General features: G+C 56.2%; 16 protein-coding genes. 6 read left to right on the top strand and 10 right to left on the bottom strand.

The window, feature by feature from the left end; genetic code table 11:
- Positions 1 to 92: 92 nt before the first annotated feature.
- Positions 93 to 1,016, bottom strand: coding sequence for a DUF808 domain-containing protein (locus K0I31_RS04205; protein WP_220080017.1), 924 nt, complete (start codon positions 1,014 to 1,016; stop codon positions 93 to 95).
- Between the two features lie 330 nt (positions 1,017 to 1,346).
- Between K0I31_RS04205 and rpiA the strand changes: the two genes are divergently transcribed.
- The gene (gene rpiA / locus K0I31_RS04200) at positions 1,347 to 2,006 is read left to right on the top strand and encodes a ribose-5-phosphate isomerase RpiA (protein WP_220080016.1); all 660 of its coding nucleotides are present in this window, start codon (positions 1,347 to 1,349) and stop codon (positions 2,004 to 2,006) included.
- Between the two features lie 91 nt (positions 2,007 to 2,097).
- Here the strand turns inward: rpiA and K0I31_RS04195 are convergent, their stop codons facing one another.
- Positions 2,098 to 2,739, bottom strand: coding sequence for an NAD(P)-dependent oxidoreductase (locus tag K0I31_RS04195; RefSeq protein WP_220080015.1), 642 nt, complete (start codon positions 2,737 to 2,739; stop codon positions 2,098 to 2,100).
- A 131-nt stretch (positions 2,740 to 2,870) separates the two neighbouring features.
- Between K0I31_RS04195 and K0I31_RS04190 the strand changes: the two genes are divergently transcribed.
- The 4 genes from K0I31_RS04190 to K0I31_RS04175 all read left to right on the top strand — a co-directional run bounded on the left by K0I31_RS04190 (position 2,871) and on the right by K0I31_RS04175 (position 6,314).
- Positions 2,871 to 3,776, top strand: coding sequence for a LysR family transcriptional regulator (locus K0I31_RS04190; RefSeq protein WP_220080014.1), 906 nt, complete (start codon positions 2,871 to 2,873; stop codon positions 3,774 to 3,776).
- A 246-nt stretch (positions 3,777 to 4,022) separates the two neighbouring features.
- Positions 4,023 to 4,616 (top strand): LysE family translocator, encoded by a 594-nt coding sequence (locus tag K0I31_RS04185; RefSeq protein ID WP_220080013.1) that lies wholly within the window; start codon positions 4,023 to 4,025, stop codon positions 4,614 to 4,616.
- 66 nt (positions 4,617 to 4,682) lie between these two features.
- Positions 4,683 to 4,970, top strand: a complete 288-nt coding sequence (locus tag K0I31_RS04180) for a helix-hairpin-helix domain-containing protein (protein WP_220080012.1) — start codon at positions 4,683 to 4,685, stop codon at positions 4,968 to 4,970.
- 156 nt (positions 4,971 to 5,126) lie between these two features.
- On the top strand, positions 5,127 to 6,314 hold the full coding sequence (locus K0I31_RS04175; protein WP_220080011.1) for an AAA family ATPase: 1,188 nt from the start codon (positions 5,127 to 5,129) through the stop codon (positions 6,312 to 6,314).
- Positions 6,315 to 6,378: 64 nt separating this feature from the next.
- Here the strand turns inward: K0I31_RS04175 and K0I31_RS04170 are convergent, their stop codons facing one another.
- The 5 genes from K0I31_RS04170 to nagB all read right to left on the bottom strand — a co-directional run bounded on the left by K0I31_RS04170 (position 6,379) and on the right by nagB (position 10,828).
- Positions 6,379 to 6,753 (bottom strand): PH domain-containing protein, encoded by a 375-nt coding sequence (locus tag K0I31_RS04170; protein WP_011864625.1) that lies wholly within the window; start codon positions 6,751 to 6,753, stop codon positions 6,379 to 6,381.
- 40 nt (positions 6,754 to 6,793) lie between these two features.
- Complete coding sequence (locus K0I31_RS04165) at positions 6,794 to 8,707, bottom strand: peptidase U32 family protein (RefSeq protein ID WP_220080010.1); 1,914 nt, start codon at positions 8,705 to 8,707, stop codon at positions 6,794 to 6,796.
- A 167-nt stretch (positions 8,708 to 8,874) separates the two neighbouring features.
- Positions 8,875 to 9,192: a cupin domain-containing protein gene (locus tag K0I31_RS04160; protein WP_220080009.1), complete on the bottom strand. Its 318-nt coding sequence runs from the start codon at positions 9,190 to 9,192 to the stop codon at positions 8,875 to 8,877.
- Positions 9,193 to 9,209: 17 nt separating this feature from the next.
- Positions 9,210 to 9,746: an SRPBCC family protein gene (locus K0I31_RS04155; protein ID WP_220080008.1), complete on the bottom strand. Its 537-nt coding sequence runs from the start codon at positions 9,744 to 9,746 to the stop codon at positions 9,210 to 9,212.
- 275 nt (positions 9,747 to 10,021) lie between these two features.
- Entirely contained in the window at positions 10,022 to 10,828 is an 807-nt protein-coding gene (gene nagB, locus K0I31_RS04150; RefSeq protein WP_220080007.1) for a glucosamine-6-phosphate deaminase, read from the bottom strand.
- 318 nt (positions 10,829 to 11,146) lie between these two features.
- On the opposite strand from nagB, the gene K0I31_RS04145 reads away from it, so the two are divergent.
- On the top strand, positions 11,147 to 11,695 hold the full coding sequence (locus K0I31_RS04145; protein ID WP_434086916.1) for a pseudouridine synthase: 549 nt from the start codon (positions 11,147 to 11,149) through the stop codon (positions 11,693 to 11,695).
- A gap of 44 nt (positions 11,696 to 11,739) precedes the next feature.
- Here K0I31_RS04145 and K0I31_RS04140 read toward each other — a convergent pair whose 3' ends face one another.
- The 3 genes from K0I31_RS04140 to prfB form a co-directional block, all read right to left on the bottom strand.
- Positions 11,740 to 14,220, bottom strand: a complete 2,481-nt coding sequence (locus K0I31_RS04140) for a sensor domain-containing protein (protein ID WP_258406569.1) — start codon at positions 14,218 to 14,220, stop codon at positions 11,740 to 11,742.
- A 297-nt stretch (positions 14,221 to 14,517) separates the two neighbouring features.
- Entirely contained in the window at positions 14,518 to 16,020 is a 1,503-nt protein-coding gene (gene lysS, locus K0I31_RS04135) for a lysine--tRNA ligase (RefSeq protein WP_011864618.1), read from the bottom strand.
- A 12-nt stretch (positions 16,021 to 16,032) separates the two neighbouring features.
- Positions 16,033 to 17,131, bottom strand: a protein-coding gene (gene prfB, locus K0I31_RS04130) for a peptide chain release factor 2 (protein WP_186300663.1) whose coding sequence is annotated in 2 segments (ribosomal slippage) — positions 16,033 to 17,055 and positions 17,057 to 17,131 — 1,098 coding nt in all. Because the reading frame shifts where the segments join, the coding sequence is not laid out codon by codon here.
- Positions 17,132 to 17,198 lie beyond the last annotated feature (67 nt).

Raw genomic sequence — 17,198 nt, 5'->3', positions numbered from 1 at the left:
TCACCTTAGGGATGTTACGAGGCACTAAATTAGAAAACAATATAAGATACAAGTTGTTACTGATACATTATGCTACATCTAACGGCCAAATATCAGTTGCGTGGCCGCCCAATCAGCGACATCACAACAAGGGCCACCGCGCCCACCAGGACACCAAACAGGGCGTTGAGCAAACTCGGTGTCATCCAGGCCAAGACTGGCCCGACTATAGCAAGCCCCGCCACCCAATGGGCCACCTGCTCGAACACCTCGGCAATCTGATGTATCCCATGGGTGAGAATACCGCCGCCCACCATAAACATGGCTATGGTGCCCACCACAGTGAGGCAGCGCATCAGGTAAGGCGCCGCATTTACCAGGCCGCCACCTAACTTACGCCCCAGACGGCGCAGCAGGCCATCCCCCTGACGCTGACTCAGATAGAGCCCGGCATCATCCAGCTTAACGATGCCCGCCACTAGGCCGTAGACACCGACTGTCATCAGCACGGCGATGATCGCCAGGGTCACCACCTGGGTCATGAAGCTACTCTCGGCCACTACCCCAAGGGTGATGGCGATGATCTCCGCCGAGAGCACGAAGTCGGTACGGATCGCGCCGGCCACCTTCTGCTTCTCGAAGGCCTTGAGATCCTCCGCCGCCTTGGCCATCTCGCTCTGGCTCATGGCAGGCTCATGCTTGTGGGTCAGGGAGTGATATACCTTCTCGAACCCCTCATAGCAGAGAAACAGACCACCAAACATCAACAGCGGCGTCACCGCCCAGGGGATAAAGGCACTGATCAGCAGCGCCGCCGGAACCAAGATACACTTGTTGCGCAGCGATCCCTTAGCCACCGCCCACACCACGGGCAGCTCACGGTCCGCATTCACCCCAGACACCTGCTGGGCGTTTAAGGCCAGATCGTCCCCCAACACACCGGCCGTCTTGCGCGCCGCCACCTTACTCATCAGGGCGACATCATCCAATATTGCCGCGATATCATCCAACAGGGTTAACAGACTCGCGCCCGCCATGCTCTCTCCTTACTCTCTTCTATATCCTTTACCCACCGCCTTGGGCGTGAGGGCGCTCTCGCGAATTAAGCGCTAATCTTTAGCGCTAACTGCAAGCTAAAGTACGCTTGTTGAGAGCTAAAGTACTCTGCCTCAATGCATTTTTCCAGAGGGCGCCAGACAAAACCCTAGCCGCAGGCTCAAGTTGGGAGATTTCACACAAATTTCCCCTGGGATCTGGGGAATAAATTCTGCGCTAAAGCAACAAACTGCGTCATTTGACATACTCCAGAGGAGAACTAAAGGTATAATGACGACAAAATGCTTCGTTTATCCTTATAGGAACTCCTTATGACTCAAGATGAAATGAAAAAAGCCGCCGGATGGGCCGCGCTCGAGTATGTAGAGAAAGACAGTATTGTCGGCGTGGGTACTGGCTCGACCGTTAACCACTTTATCGATGCACTGGCCACCATGAAGGCCGATATCGAAGGTGCAGTGTCTAGCTCTGAGGCCTCGACCGAGAAGATGAAGGCGCTGGGGATCCCGGTATTCGACCTGAACTCTGTCGATCAGCTCTCTGTCTATGTCGATGGCGCCGACGAGATCAACGGCCTCATGGACATGATCAAGGGTGGCGGCGCCGCGCTGACCCGCGAGAAGATTGTTGCCGCCGTGGCCGACAAGTTCGTCTGCATCGTGGATAACACTAAGGAAGTCGAGGTATTGGGCGAGTTTCCGCTGCCGGTAGAAGTGATTCCTATGGCGCGTTCTTACGTGGCCCGCGAGCTGGTCAAATTAGGCGGTGACCCTGTCTACCGTGAGGGCGTAGTCACAGATAACGGCAACGTGATCCTGGATGTCTACAACATGAAGATCTTCAATCCAAAGGCGCTTGAAGAGCAGATCAACCAGATCGTTGGTGTGGTCACCAATGGCCTGTTCGCCAACCGCGGCGCCGACGTCCTGCTGGTCGGCACCCCAGAAGGCGTGAAGACGGTTAAGCCATAGGCCGAATCAAAAGCCATTAAAAAAGCCATTAAAAAAGCCACTCATAGAGTGGCTTTTTGTTTTTCAGGCCCTAATGCGCTTCTTCGCGACTCTAGTAAGCCACGCTGATCCGCTGGCGGGCATAGTCGTCTGAATCAATTAGATCCAGCATCGCCTTCGCGTAGTCCGCGACCGAGATGCGGCTGCGTCCCTCCTCGTCGGTGAAAAACTTATCGCCGCCGATGCGATAGGGCCCTTCGCTGGCGCCGGGGTAGATCTCTGCCGCCGGGCTGACAAAGGTCCAGTTAAGCGGCGAGTCACTCGCCCTGAATACCTCGAGCGCCTCACCCTGGGCTAAGGCCTCATCCCTGTATTCTGGCGGGAATCCTGGCGATTGCACCAGGGTCTGGCCTGGGGCCAGCTCGAGACTGCCGGCACCGCCGACCCACAGCAGGCGCTTAACCTGAGTCTTGGGCAGCAGCTCGAGCAGCGCCTTGGCGCTCTGGGGCACCAATTGATGCTGGCCAGAGGCTCGTCCACCCACGGAGGCGATCGCCAGGTCAATCCCCTCGAATACCTGAGGGTCGATACCCTGCTCGAGATCGACGACCCGCGCCGTAACCTGACCGGCTAACTCACCGCTTAATTTAGACGGGTCTCTCACCAGGGCGGTGACCGGCAATTGGCGGCTTAAGGCTTCCTGCATCAAGGTACTGCCTATCCAACCCGTGGCACCAATAATCGCTATATTCATCTTCTGTTCCTCACTATCTGACTAAATTGGCATCAGTTTACTTAGCCAGATTATCGTGATAAACAGCTTAGATAGAGCATCATTGTTTCACTTTGTGTTACCAATCTGGGTTACAAAATAAGGTTACTAGAATGGATAAGATCAGCGCGATCCGTAGCTTCGTCGAGGTGGCCAGTTGCGGCAGCTTTACCCAGGCCGCCGAACAACTAGGCCTCAGCCGACTACAGGTCTCCCGCCATATTCAGGAGGTGGAACGTTGGCTGGGACTGCGCCTGCTGCATCGCACCACCCGCAGTGTCAGCCTGAGCGTGCAGGGCGAAGAGGCCTTCATCTATTGTCAGAAGATCCTCGATGAGGTCGCGGCGCTGCAAAACCGCGCCCAGCGCCATAGACAGGAGCTGGTCGGCAGCATACGTATCGCCTCCCCCATCGGCCTGGGTCAGGCGCTACTGTTCGATGCGGTGGACGACTTCACCCGCGAGCATCCCGAGGTCAAGGTGCAGTTGCTGCTGTCGGATGAGATGGTGCAGCTGGTCGATGAGCGGGTTGATATCGCCCTGCGTTACACCCAGCAGCCCGATGAGAGCCTGATCGCCCGTCGCCTGATGCATATAGACTCAGTGCTGTGCGCCTCGCCTGACTATCTCGCCGCCCATGAGCCCATCACCAGTCTCGACGATATCACGGCGCACAACTGCTTGCTGCACGCCAGCCAAACCCGCTGGTTGTTTGTCAAAGACAATCAAAATATCGAAAAAAAGATCAGCGGCAACCTGCAGGCCAACGACATGGGCGTCCTCATCAAGGCGGCGCTGCGGGGCAAGGGGCTCATTCACCTGCCCTGCGATCTCGCCAATGTGCACTTGGCATCTGGGGCGCTGGTCGAGCTGCTGCCTGAATATCACCTGCCGGGTAAGACGCTGTGGGCCGTCTACCTTTCGCGCAGCTATCAGCAACATCTGATTCGCCACTTCATCGATTTTCTCGCCGAGCGCTGGCAGCAAGATATCCTTAAGCAGCCCGCATCGGCCCGATAGGCAGGAAGTCGAAAGTGTAATGAAACCTGTGCAGACCTCGCTGGTGTCGCCCCCAGGTTTATCGCAAGTTCTATCGCCAGGTTTATCGCCGAGTTACCAAGAGGGCAGTGTTAGGTGTAGCGTTAGCCTTGCAGCGAGGCGCCGCGCCAAATCGCCCCCATGGCTTTACAGATAAACCAATCAGGCTAAGATGCTCAATCCGGGCATATGGGTTGCCCATCAAAAGCGCGCCACAAGGAGCCTGGCATGTTGGAATCACTCGTTTCGTTAATCGCCGCCACCGGATTACTACTGGGCTCACCCGGCCCAGCGCCGCTGGCACTGGCCGCCACGGGTGCCACCTTTGGCATAAGACGCGGCGCCCCCTTCCTGGCGGGCATACTCCTTGGGCTCTCGGTCGCCATCATAGGCGCCAGCGCCGGACTCGCCGCCCTGTTTAGCCGCTTTCCCGACCTCAGGCTAACCTGTCAGCTGCTCGGCGCCGCCTATATCGCCTTCATCGCCTATAAGATTGCCAGTGCCCCCTGCACCCAGTTAGATGACGCGCAGCAGGCACCGAGCTTCAAGGATGGCTTTATCCTCAACCTGCTTAATCCCAAGGCCTATGCCGCCTTCCTGGCCATCTTCTCCCAGTTTTTACTGCCACTGGAGAACACGGCCCTGGGTTATCTGGCCACGGGCGTTTGCGCCTTGCTGGTCGCGACTCTGGTAGACAGCCTCTGGCTGATCTTCGGCGGCCTGCTACGCCCGCTATTTTCCAGGCCAAAGGCCGCGAGGGCGCTGCGCATCTTCTTCGCCATCGCCATGCTAGTCGCGGTCGGTTATGCCTTGCTGGCCTAGGGAGTCGCTGACAAGCCGCGTTAAACGCCGTACACTTAAAACCACACAGATAAGAAGAGAAACCAGATGTCAGCCCGCGATACCATCACTGAGTTCACCATGATCCCCAACGTGGGTAAGGCCACGGCGGAGGATTTTTACAAGCTCGGCCTGCATCAGCCCAAGGAGCTTATCGGGCTGGATCCGTATCAGATGCACGCCCAGCTCGAAGCCATCACCCAGTGTCGTCACGATCCCTGTGTCATCGATGTGTTTATCGCCGCGGTGCGTTTCATGGAAGGGGAAGCGTCTCAGCCCTGGTGGCACTATACCCCGGAGCGCAAGGCGCATCTCGCCAAGCTGCAACAGGGATAAGCGGCTAAAGGATAGGCTCGCCCCGCGTTTGAGTGTTGATGGCATCGAGAGCCTAAAGATGCCACTATGGTCCCAAGCCAAAATTAAACTCATGCTCAACCACAACAACGAAAACCACTACTAAAACCAATACTAAAACCACAAAAAAAGAGCGCCATGCTGACCACCTTAGCCATCAACAACTACCGTTCGCTGCGAGACATACGCCTGCCCCTGGGGCGGCTCAATCTGGTCACGGGCGCCAACGGCAGTGGCAAGTCCAACCTCTACAAGGCGCTTAGGCTACTGGCACAGACGGCCCAAGGTGGCGTGGTCAATGCTCTGGCCCAGGAAGGCGGGCTGGACTCCTGCTTCTGGGCGGGGCCGGAAAACCTCACCAAGGGGATGTTGAGTGGTGACACCGAAATAACCCCTACGGTACGCCAGCAGACCAAGCGACTGAAACTGGGCTTTGCCGGTGATGAGTTCAGCTACCTGATTGAGCTTGGGCTACCCAAGCCCGACAGCACCACCCTCTTCGGGCTAGATCCTCAGATAAAACGCGAGGCGATCTGGGTCGGCAACAAGTATCGACCCGCCGCCGTACTGGTGGAGCGACGTGGCCCCATGGTGAAGGGGCGCGCCCAGCAAGGGGGGCAAGATGGCTGGCAGAGCCTGAATCAGCATATGCAGCACGGCGACAGCATCTTCACCGAGCTGTCGGATCCCACCCGCACGCCCGAGGTGCTCAGGCTCAGAGACAGCATCCGCGCCTGGCGCTTCTACGATCATTTCCGCAGCGACAGCGAGGCCCCCGCGCGTCAGCCGCAGCTGGGTACCCGCACCCCAGTGCTGCACCATGACGGCCGGGATCTGGCCTCGGCGATTCAGACCATCTTCGAGATAGGCGATAGGGAAAGCTTCGATGAGGCGGTGAGTGATGCCTTTCCCGGCGCCCATGTCACCATAGGCTACCAGGCCAGTGGCCTGTTAAGCGTTAACTTTCACCAGCAGGGGCTGCTAAGGCCCCTCAACGCCCAGGAGCTCTCCGACGGCACCCTCAGGTATCTGCTGCTGATCGCCGCCCTACTCACCCCAAGGCCGCCTGAGCTGATGGTGCTCAACGAGCCGGAGACCAGCCTGCATCCAGATCTGTTACCGGCCCTTGCCCGGCTTATCGCCAAGGCATCTAAGGTGTGTCAGCTCTGGGTGGTGTCCCACGCCAATCGGCTGATCAATGCCCTCAACGAATTTGAGCAGTGCCAGCTAATCGAACTCGACAAGCAGCTGGGACAGACCAAGATAGTGAGGCAAGATCTGCTCTCGACCCCAGGCTGGAACTGGCAACAAAAAGCCCAGGGCTAGGCCTGGGCTTATTCACTTTAAAAACGCACTCTAAAAAGAGTCGCGGCTTTATAACTAGCTAGTTTTATAACGAAAAGTTAGCAATCGTCTTCTGAATGCCCACGACGTCGGTGCCTTTCTTCAGCTCCTTCACCAGGGGATCTTTCTGCCCCGAGATCCATAGCTTTAGCTCGGCGTCCATGTCGAAGGTCCCGGCGGTTTCCACCTCAAAATGGGTGATCGCCTTATAGGGCACAGAGTGATAACTCACCTTCTTGCCGGTGACGCCCTGCTTGTCGATGAGGATGAGTCGCTTGTTGGTAAACACGAACATGTCGCGGATGACACGGTAAGCCAGCGCTAACTGCTCGTTGTCGCCCATGATGGGCCCCAGCTCCTGGGCTAACTCATCCAGGTTCACTTCGGCAGCATTGCCCATCAGCGCATCTAACAGTCCCATATTTGATCTCCTTGAAAGTGAACTTAATTTGTTCCCTAGCCTATACCTGACGGTTAGCGCCGACAACCATCATTTCGCATTTAGGACAGTCGAAGACCAGCTTAAGCACATCTTTACCTATCTCAATCTGCAGCGGCTCCGCCTTGATGCCGGGCACCTCTTTCGGGCAGAGGTTAAAGTTAAACCGCAGGCAGTGCTTGGTCACCATCAGCGGCGCATCCTCGGTCACGCCATTCTTCTCATAGGTGTCTTCTATCTCGATCACCCCATGGCGCGTGTAGAAGTCTTTGGCCTTCTCGTTGGCCACGTTACCCATGAAGCTAAGGTGCTTAAAGGGATAGACGGCGTCTTGGTTGTATTTCCATGCCTGAGGGCGCTCGTAGCCCTCGACGCGCGCCAGCTCCAGGGCGGCAACCGTGTCACGGCGCAGGCCATTAAGCAGGGAAGCCGGCATAAACCAGGGACTGGCGGTCTCGATATTGATCTCGCGGGCCTCGAAGTCCGTGCTGCCCAGCTTACCCAGCTGCTTACGCAGATTCTTCAGCGCCTTCTCTGTGTCTGTGGCCGGGGTCTTGTCGAGTTCCAGCTCGCGGGTGGCGCTCAGGCCATATTGGTCTGTCATGGTCAGGGCGATCCCTTTTGCGGTGTCGCTCAGGGTCATGTCCACCTTGATGATACGCTTGGAGGACTCCTTGGCCAGTACTGTCTCGAACGCCTGGTCATGGTTACGATACAGGGTAGCGCCCACCTTAAGATCGCCCGGCACGGCGATCACATACAGCTTGTTGCCTTCGGCGCGGTTAACCCTGAGCCCCTGCAACTTATCGTCAGACTGCTTGGCCTTCTCATAGTTTGGCGGGAAGTAACACAGGCCGTCACCGTTGTTGAAGCTGTGGCTCGATTCCACCTGAATAAAGTCTTTACCCAGAGCCGCCACCTTGCCCACCTCTTCGCCGATATATTTCGGCGAGCGGAAATCGCTGACCCCCTGGCTACGTTCGTTGACGAAGTAGTCGGTGCGGCCACGGTTGAAGGTCTTCTCCGTGTTAGGCGTGAAGCTGTGTTCGCAGCGGCCATGGCTCGAGGCCACAAACTCGGGGCGACGCGCGATTATCTTATCCAGCTCCTGGCGATAGTGAGCGGTCACGTTCTTCACATAACTGAGATCTTTGAGGCGGCCCTCGATCTTAAAGGAGCGAATACCGGCGTCGATCAGCGCCTCTAAGTTATCTGTCTGGTTGTTGTCTTTGAGCGACAGCAAGTGTTCGTTCTGCGCCAACACCTCCCCCTGGCGGGTCTTGAGATCCCCCGGCAGGCGGCACATCTGCGAGCATTCTCCTCGGTTGGCGCTGCGATTACTGAAGGCATGACTCAGGTTACACAGGCCGCTGTAGGCGACGCACAGGGCGCCGTGAATGAAGAACTCCAGCTGCATATTGGTCTTAGCCGCCACATCACGGATCTGACTCAGGCCCAGTTCGCGGGCGAGCACCACCTGAGAAAAGCCCACCTGCTCCAAGAAGGCAACCTTCTCTGGGTTACGGTTATCCATCTGGGTACTGGCGTGCAGGGCGATTGGCGGAATATCCAGCTGCAGCACCCCCATATCCTGCACGATTAGGGCATCGGCACCAGCCTCATACACCTGCCAGATCAGCTTCTGCGCCGCGTCCAGCTCGTCGTCCATCAAGATGGTGTTGATGGCAACAAATACCTGGGCGTGATAGCGGTGGGCAAACTCACACAGACGCGCGATATCCTCGACGCTATTGCCGGCAGTCGCCCTGGCACCGAAGGCTGGGCCGCCGATATAGACGGCGTCGGCACCATGCTTGATGGCCTCGATACCATAGTCGGCATTCTTGGCGGGTGCCAGGAGCTCGAGGCGGTTTGAGCGGGTAGTTACCGGCGCGATCGGGGCGCTATCGGGGATAAAAATCTCAGGCTTGTCCATGAGGAGTCTCGAATCAGATCACAGATAGATAAAAATTAGGGGCGCGATTATAACAGACCTGGCTCACAAAACACCTCGATATCGCGCATTTTTTCACCAAGCCAGCCAGTCATCAGGCTCACAATCCACTCGAGCCTCGGCTTTTGCTAGTGCCAGTCCCCTTATATTCAGTAATGCACCGCCAGCCATAGGGTCTCCTCCTGCTCACTGGTCCAGCTGACCCTGTGGCGGCAATGGGCAGGAATATTAAGATGATCGCCCACCTTAAGGTGCACCACCTCGGCGCCCTCGAACACTAAGGTCGCCTCTCCCTTAAGCACCATGACCCACTCATTTCTGTCCTGATCGTACCATTGTCCTTCTGGCGTACGATGGGCCTTAGAGACGATACGCTCGATCAACACGCCGCCGGTATCCACCAGGGGCTCGAACACCTCCAGGGTGAGATCCTCCGGCAGGGACGCAAAGATGTTGTGCTTTTCCATGACCATCTCCCTCAGGCTCACTTGCTCTCGAGTAGGGTCTTGAGGTTACTCAGCCCCTGACTAAGATCCCGCTCCACCATGGCATCCACCTGCATCAGCGGCAGCAATATATTCATGGGATAGGCCATGTGGCCGCTAAAGCCCCAGTGCACCTCGGTCCGGTTCGGCCCCAGGGCGTCGGTAGTGATATAGGCGGGCGAGACCGCCTCGAAGGGCGTCTTAAATCTCAGCTCATACTCGATACGCTTGCCGGGGAAGATAGCCATGATCTCCTGCTCTCCCGCGCCGACATCTGGGTTATCGCTGCGCCAGCTTGAGACAAACCCAACTGTGCCATCCTCGCCGCGATAACTCTTCTCCATGGCCGCGTCCATCTTGGCCCAGACGCTGAATTGATCCTGGTTTTTGAGCTTTCTCAAGAAGTCGAACACCTGGTCCGCCGGCCTGTCGATAACGATTTGAGTATCCACACGATAATCTTCTTCGATAAAGAGGGCGGCAATAAAGGGAGATGAGAGTAGCAGGAGTACGAGTATCAGGAGTTTCTTTAGCATGGCGAGTTCCTTAGCAGGATGGCGATAAGCTTGTGGCGAGCGCAAAATGGTCTGGTCTAGTTGTATCTGTCATAACATAGTCAAGAATCAGGGCGTTGGAAAGCGGCGCCGGCAGCTAACATCGGCTCCTAATACCAGCGCCTAGTACCAGCTCTTAGTACCAGCTCTTAGTAACTGAAAAGAGCCGATTAATAACAAGGCCTTGCCATGGCAAGGCCACAAAACAGAAAGGGCGCCTCCAGTAAGAGACGCCCTTTGTTTACCAATAGCAGTTACTACTCGCCGGCCTTGAGGGCCGCCAGTCTGGCCTGCAGCAGCTGATTCTCTGCCTCGATATGACGATAGAACTCCTTGTCGGCCAGCTTAGATGCCGCCGCCTCATCGATCACCAATACGGCGTCGCGATGCAGCTGCAACGCCGATGCCGGGCAGGCAGCGCTCAGGGCGCCCTCTACCGCGGCGCGAATGGCGTCGGCCTTACTCTCACCTGTGGCCAGCAGCAGCACCTTCTTGGCATCTAAAATGGTGCCTATCCCCATGGTGATCGATAGATGGGGCTGATATTCCCCTCCGGCGAAGAAACGGGCATTGTCTTCTATGGTCGCCTGGGTCAGCGTCTTGACCCGGGTACGTGACATCAAACCAGACGAGGGCTCGTTGAAACCGATATGTCCGTTGCGGCCTATGCCGAGCAGCTGAATATCGATACCGCCGGCGGCCTGGATCTGCGCCTCATAAGCCTCGCAGGCGGCGATGGGATCTTCGGCATCCCCCGGCGGCACATGGGTGTTGGCCTTATTGATGTCGATAGCATCAAACAGTTGGTTGTCCATGAAGTAGCGATAGCTCTGGGGATGGCTGCCCTCCAGCCCCAGATATTCATCCAGGTTAAAGCTGGTCACGCCCTCGAAAGAGACGGCGCCCGCCTGATTGGCCGCCACCAGGCGCTGATAGAGAGACACAGGGGTCGAACCAGTTGCCAGCCCCAGCACAGAGTCCGACTTACGCTTAAGCTGATTGATGATGAGATTGGCACCATATTCCGCCACCTCGGCGCTGTCTTTTAGAATAACAATTTGCATGATTTGATTCGTCTCGGCCCTGGTAGTTAACGCCCTCTCACGGCGGCTGGCTGCAGCAGCTCTACGCGCCGATGAGAGAAATTAACATTACTATAACCACAAATGACAGCGTTGTCATTATTAATCTGACCATAAAAACGCCGTGCCATTCGTGGTAAACTGCCCCCGTCCATTACCACAGAGAAGCCCATGTCAGCATCTATGCCAGCAAAGGTCACGCCTTTGAAAATTACCCCAGATTCACTTGAAGCGACTCAAGGCGAAGCCCAAGAACAGATGCAATTGACTGGGCAAACAAGCACGCCTGCCCAGCACTTCATGATCTTTAAGCCTTACGGCTATCTGAGCCAGTTTGTCGGCGAGCGGCGTAAATGTAAGCCTTTACTTGGTGAGCTGGCCAACTTCCCAACGGGCATCATGGCGATCGGCCGGCTGGATCATGACTCTGAGGGATTACTGCTATTGACCACTGATGGCAAGACCAGCCATGCGGTGCGCAGCAAATCAATAGAGAAGGAGTATTACCTGCAGCTCGATGGCGAGATCACTGATAAGGCGATATTGAGGCTATGCGAAGGGGTTGAGATAGGCATCAAGGGCGCGAAGTATCGCACCCTACCCTGCCGCGCGCACCGTCTCGACCAAGCGCCCAATCTACCGCCGCGGGGACGCAAGATAAGAGACGCCCGCCACGGGCCGACCAGCTGGCTGGCGATCACCATCACAGAGGGCAAGAATCGTCAGCTACGTAAGATGACCGCCGCCGTGGGCTTTGCCACCCTGAGGCTGGTGCGGGTACGCATAGGCGATATCCACCTGGGCACGCTGCTGCCAGGCGAAGTTAAACCGCTCGCGACACTAGGTTAAGCCAGACGTTAGCCCAAGCGCTAAGCTAAGTACTAGCCCTAGCGCTAACCTAAGAACTCGGCCAGCTCCTCGACCACTCTGGGCTTGCTGTAGAGATAGCCCTGGGCCTGATCGCACCCCGCTGCCTCGAGGAAGGCCGCCTGCTCCGGCGTCTCCACCCCTTCTGCTATGATGCAGAGATTCAGCGCATGGCCAAGGGCGATCACCGCCTTGGCGATTGCCGTGTTGTTGCCGTCTCTGGGAATATCACGGATGAAGGATTGATCTATCTTCAGCTTATGTATGGGCAGACGCTTCAGGTAGTTCAGCGACGAATAGCCGGTACCGAAATCATCCACCGACAACTCGACCCCGAGCTCGCCCAATTGTTTAAGCACCTCGATCACCGCCAGGGGATCGGACATCATGCAGCTCTCGGTCACCTCCAGCTCAAGGTATTCGGGCGGCAGTCCCGCCTCGTCGAGCGCGCGTTTCACCTGGGCGCAAAACGCTTTCTGCTGCAACTGAGGCCCGGCAACGTTCACCGAGATACGACCGAAAGTCTTGCCCTCGGCTAACCATTGAGCCCCCTGAGTCGCCGCCTGTTTCAGTACCCAGAGACCTATCTCGTTGATCAGGCCGATATTCTCAGCCACTGGGATAAAGATGGCCGGCGAGATAGTGCCAAGCTGTGGATCTTCCCAGCGCAGCAGCGCCTCGAAGCCGACACACTGACCCGTGCCCAGCGCCAACTTAGGCTGATACACCAGATAGAAGGCATCCTTGTTGATAGCATCGTGCAGCGCGCTCTGTAGCTTAAGATGCTCCACCGAGGCCAGAGTCAAAGATTGGGTATAGAAAGCGTAGTTGTTGCGGCCATTGGCCTTGGCCCTGTGCATGGCGGTATCGGCGTTACGCAGCAGGGTGTCGCCACTCTCGCCATCACCCGGATAGATGGCCACCCCCATGCTGGCGGTGAGGCGCACGCTGCCTTCGTCATCCAGCAAGAAGGGCGCATCGAAGGCTTCACGCAGCCGACTCACCATAAGGGAGACACTGTCGTCACTCTCCACATGGGGCAGGACGGCGATAAACTCATCGCTACCCAGCCTGGCCAGGGTCGCCTCTTCGCCGAGCTTCTGTCCCAGACGTCTGGCGACCTCCACCAAGATGGCATCGCCGGTCACATGGCCGTAGCTGTCATTGATATGTTTAAACAGATCCACGTCGATGAAGATCAGCGCCAGCTCAGTCTCTTCACGGGCGGCGTGTCTCAGCTCCTGCTCCAGGTTGGCCGACAGCATCATGCGGTTGGGCAACTTGGTCAGCGGGTCGTGGTACACCAGCCGCGCCAACTCCTTCTCGCTCTGCTTCTGAGCTGAGATATCTGCAAACACGGCGACAAAGTAGCGCACCTGATGATCGTCGCCATACATGGAGCTGATGGTGAGCTGCTCCGGATAGATGGCGCCGCTCTTGCGTCGGTTCCAGATCTCGCCGTGCCACTTGCCGTTGGTCAGCAACGAGCGCCACAGGCGCTCGAAGAAGGCCTTGTCGTGACGGCCGGAATTTAAGATGCGTGGATTTTCCCCCAGCACCTCGTCGCGGCTATAGCCGGTGATCTCGGTAAAGGCGCCATGAACTTCGATGATATTGCCGCTGGCATCGGTGATCACCACACCTTCCACCGAGTTTTCGAAGATGTTGGCCGCCAGCTCCAGCTGTTCCTGGGCCGCCTTATGGGAGGTGATGTTACGGGAGATGCCGATCACCCCCTCCAGAGTGCCGTCGGGCGAGACGACCGGAACCTTAGTGGTCTCCAGCCAGGAGTTGGACTGGTCGATATCTTTAGCCTCGCACTCGGCGGCCGTCACCTGCACGCCGCGCACGATTGACTCATAATCCCCCTGAACAAACTCTTCGGCTAGCTCGGGGGAGAAGATCTCATCATCGGTGCGATTAAGCAGCTGCTCTTTGCTGCGGCCCCAGGCGATCTCGACGCTGTGGTTGATCAGCACGTAGCGCCCCGCCACATCCTTCATCCACACATGCTCCTGCAGGCTGTCGATGAAGAGTTGCAGATCCACATTCGGCGCCGATTGCGGTGTTATCTCCAGCAACTGCTGGCGATGGGTCTGATAGAGGTTGACCAGGGCATATTGCATCGCCTGACAGGTCAGCTTGACTTGGGTGTTTAGCCGCTTGTCGTGGTTGGGCCGTTCGTTTGGCACCAGACACAGGGCGCCATAAAGCGCCTGGGACGGCCAGAAGAGCGGATGCAGTATGATGCCGCCGACATCGACAGGTTCACGGGGATGATGGGGATGTTCGATATAGTCGCGAAACAGGCTGAGTCCCTGGGCGCAAAGCTGGGCGACACTCTGGCGATGGACCTGATTGTCATCGCACAGGCTAAGCTGTGGCGTCAGACCATCGCTGGCGGTGAGGGCCAGCAGGAAAAGACTGCCGTCAAACGCCTGGGCCAGGGTCTCTAACGCTTCCTGCCAATCTTGTAACGCTTCATCTGGAATCTTGATATCTATCACTATCCTACTCCGAGAGCGACGACCGAGTGTCACTATCCCTGAATCCTTTTCGCTAGCTTATCGCCAAATAGTCGTAATGGACACCTGCAAATGCGATAAATTAACCTTAATTTAACAAAAGTGTGTTAGCCCCGACAAAAAATGGCGCGGGCAGCGGACCAACCCATCTTATACTAGAAATAGAGTAACTTATCAGTGGTTTAATCTAAAACTTCATCTCAGGCGGTCACTTTAGCTCCAAATGGCGCAGATAAAAAAACCAGCCCTGGGGCTGGTTTTTAATTAAGCGTTGCCTGCTTATCCCTGAGGACGCATCGCCGGGAAGAGGATCACGTCACGAATGGTGTGAGTGTTGGTAAACAACATCACCAGACGGTCGATACCAATACCCTGACCGGCAGTCGGTGGCAGACCGTGCTCCAGCGCCGTGATGTAGTCGGCGTCATAGAACATGGCTTCATCGTCGCCCGCATCTTTCGCATCAACCTGCGCCTTGAAGCGCTTGTCTTGATCTTCCGCATCGTTCAGCTCGCTGAAGCCGTTGGCCACTTCGCGACCGCCGATGAAGAACTCGAAACGGTCGGTGATGAAGTGGTTTTCATCGTTACGACGGGCCAGCGGCGAGATATCGGCCGGATAGCCAGTGATGAAGGTAGGCTGCATCAGCTTAGGCTCGGCGGTTTCACCGAAGATCTCTTCCAGCAACTGACCACAGGTCCAGAACTTCTCGATAGTCATGCCCAGGCTCTTAGCCAGGTTACGCATAAACTCGACGTCTTTAACCTCTTCATAGGTCATAGACTGAATCGTCTCGTTGTCTGGGTTGTACTTCTTGATCGCATCCAGCATGCTCAGACGCTCGTATGGACCGCCGAAGTCGATAGTGTGCTCGCCGTATGGCAGCTTGGTATCACCCAGCAGATCTTTGGCGATCGAAGAGAGCATCTCTTCGGTCAGATCCATCAGATCTTTGTAGTCGGCATAGGCCATATAGAATTCCATCATGGTGAATTCTGGGTTATGGCGTGGCGACAGGCCTTCGTTACGGAAGTTACGGTTGATCTCGAACACGCGCTCGAAACCACCTACCACCAGACGCTTGAGATATAGCTCAGGCGCGATACGCAGGTACATCTCGATATCCAGCGCATTGTGGTGAGTAATGAAAGGACGCGCAGAGGCACCACCCGGGATGCTGTGCATCATAGGGGTTTCCACTTCCATAAACTCTTTGCTTACCATGAAGTTACGAATAGCGGTAACCACTTTAGAGCGCATGATGAAGGCCGCACGTGACTCTTCGTTCACGATCAGATCAACATAACGCTGACGGTAGCGGGTCTCTTGGTCGGTCAGGCCGTGGAACTTCTCAGGCAGTGGACGCAGTGCCTTGGTCAGCAGCTGGTACTCTTCCATGTTGACATAGAGGTCGCCCTTGCCAGACAGGTGCAGCTGGCCGGTCACACCGATAATGTCACCGATATCCAGACCTTGATACTTGGCCTTAAGATCTTTCTGAACGTCTTTACCAGCATAGGCCTGGATGCGACCGCTCACGTCTTGGATCACCAGGAAGGGACCACGCTTGGCCATGATACGACCGGCTATAGAACGCTGGACATTCATCTCTTCCAGCTCTTCCTTGCTGTATTGACCATACTCGGCCTGGATGTCGGCAGCCTTATGTTTTCGATCGAAGTTGTTCGGGTGACCGTTAGCAGGGCAAGAAGCGCGAACGTGATCTAACTTGGCACGGCGCTCTGCAATTAACTTGTTTTCGTCTTGAGTTTGTTCAGTCATCTTCTTCTCTCGTTAAAGGCCAGATTTCAGGCTAGCTTCAATAAACTTGTCCAGATCGCCGTCGAGGACGCTCTGGGTATTACGGTTTTCCACGCCGGTACGCAGATCTTTGATACGGGCATCGTCCAGCACGTAAGAGCGGATCTGGCTGCCCCAACCGATATCAGACTTGGCGTCTTCGGCGGCTTGCTTCTCGGCGTTTTGTTTATGCATTTCCAGTTCGAACAGCTTAGCTTTCAGCTGTTTCATCGCCGTGTCTTTGTTCTTGTGCTGTGAACGATCGTTCTGGCACTGCACTACGGTATTGGTCGGCAAGTGGGTAATACGTACCGCAGACTCGGTACGGTTAACGTGCTGACCACCGGCACCCGAGGCACGGTAAACGTCGATGCGCAGATCCGCCGGATTGATATCGATCTCGATAGAGTCGTCGATCTCCGGATAGACAAACACAGAACAGAACGAGGTATGACGCTTACCCGAGGAGTCGAACGGCGACTTACGCACCAGACGGTGTACCCCGGTTTCGGTGCGTAGCGACCCGAAGGCGTACTCGCCGGTAAACTTTATGGTGGCGCCCTTGATGCCGGCGACATCGCCGTCGGTAACTTCGATAAGCTCAGGCTTATAGCCCTTGGCTTCGCCCCAGCGCAGATACATACGTAGCACCATGTTGGCCCAATCCTGAGCCTCGGTACCACCAGAACCCGATTGAATATCAAGGTAGCAATCAGAGGCGTCGTTCGGACCCGAGAACATGCGGCGGAACTCCAGCTCTTCCAGGCGCTTCTCTAAACCAGCCAGCTCGCTGTTGGCGTCGTTGAAGGTGTCTTCATCTTCCTCTTCGACGGCCAGCTCCAGCAGGCCTTCCACATCCTCTAGGCCACTGTCCATATCGTCTATGGTCTTGACCACGGCCTCAAGGGAGGCGCGCTCTTTACCCAGGGCCTGGGCATTATCGGGATTGTTCCAAACGTCGGCGCTCTCTAGCTCTCGACTGACTTCTTCTAGACGCTCACTCTTGGCATCGTAGTCAAAGATACCCCCGAAGAAGTTGGGTGCGCTCGGCCAGCTCCTTGATTTTAAATTTAACCGGATTTACTTCAAACATGACTCTTTCTACTTAAAATTCGATTGGCAGGAATGCAAACGCGGTATTTTAACGCAATCGTCCCTTT

Origin of the sequence: Shewanella spartinae (assembly GCF_019457555.1) — a bacterium.
GTDB lineage: Bacteria > Pseudomonadota > Gammaproteobacteria > Enterobacterales > Shewanellaceae > Shewanella > Shewanella loihica.
The sequence above is the reverse complement of the archived record's forward strand: the minus strand, read 5'-3'. Positions and strand labels throughout refer to the sequence as shown.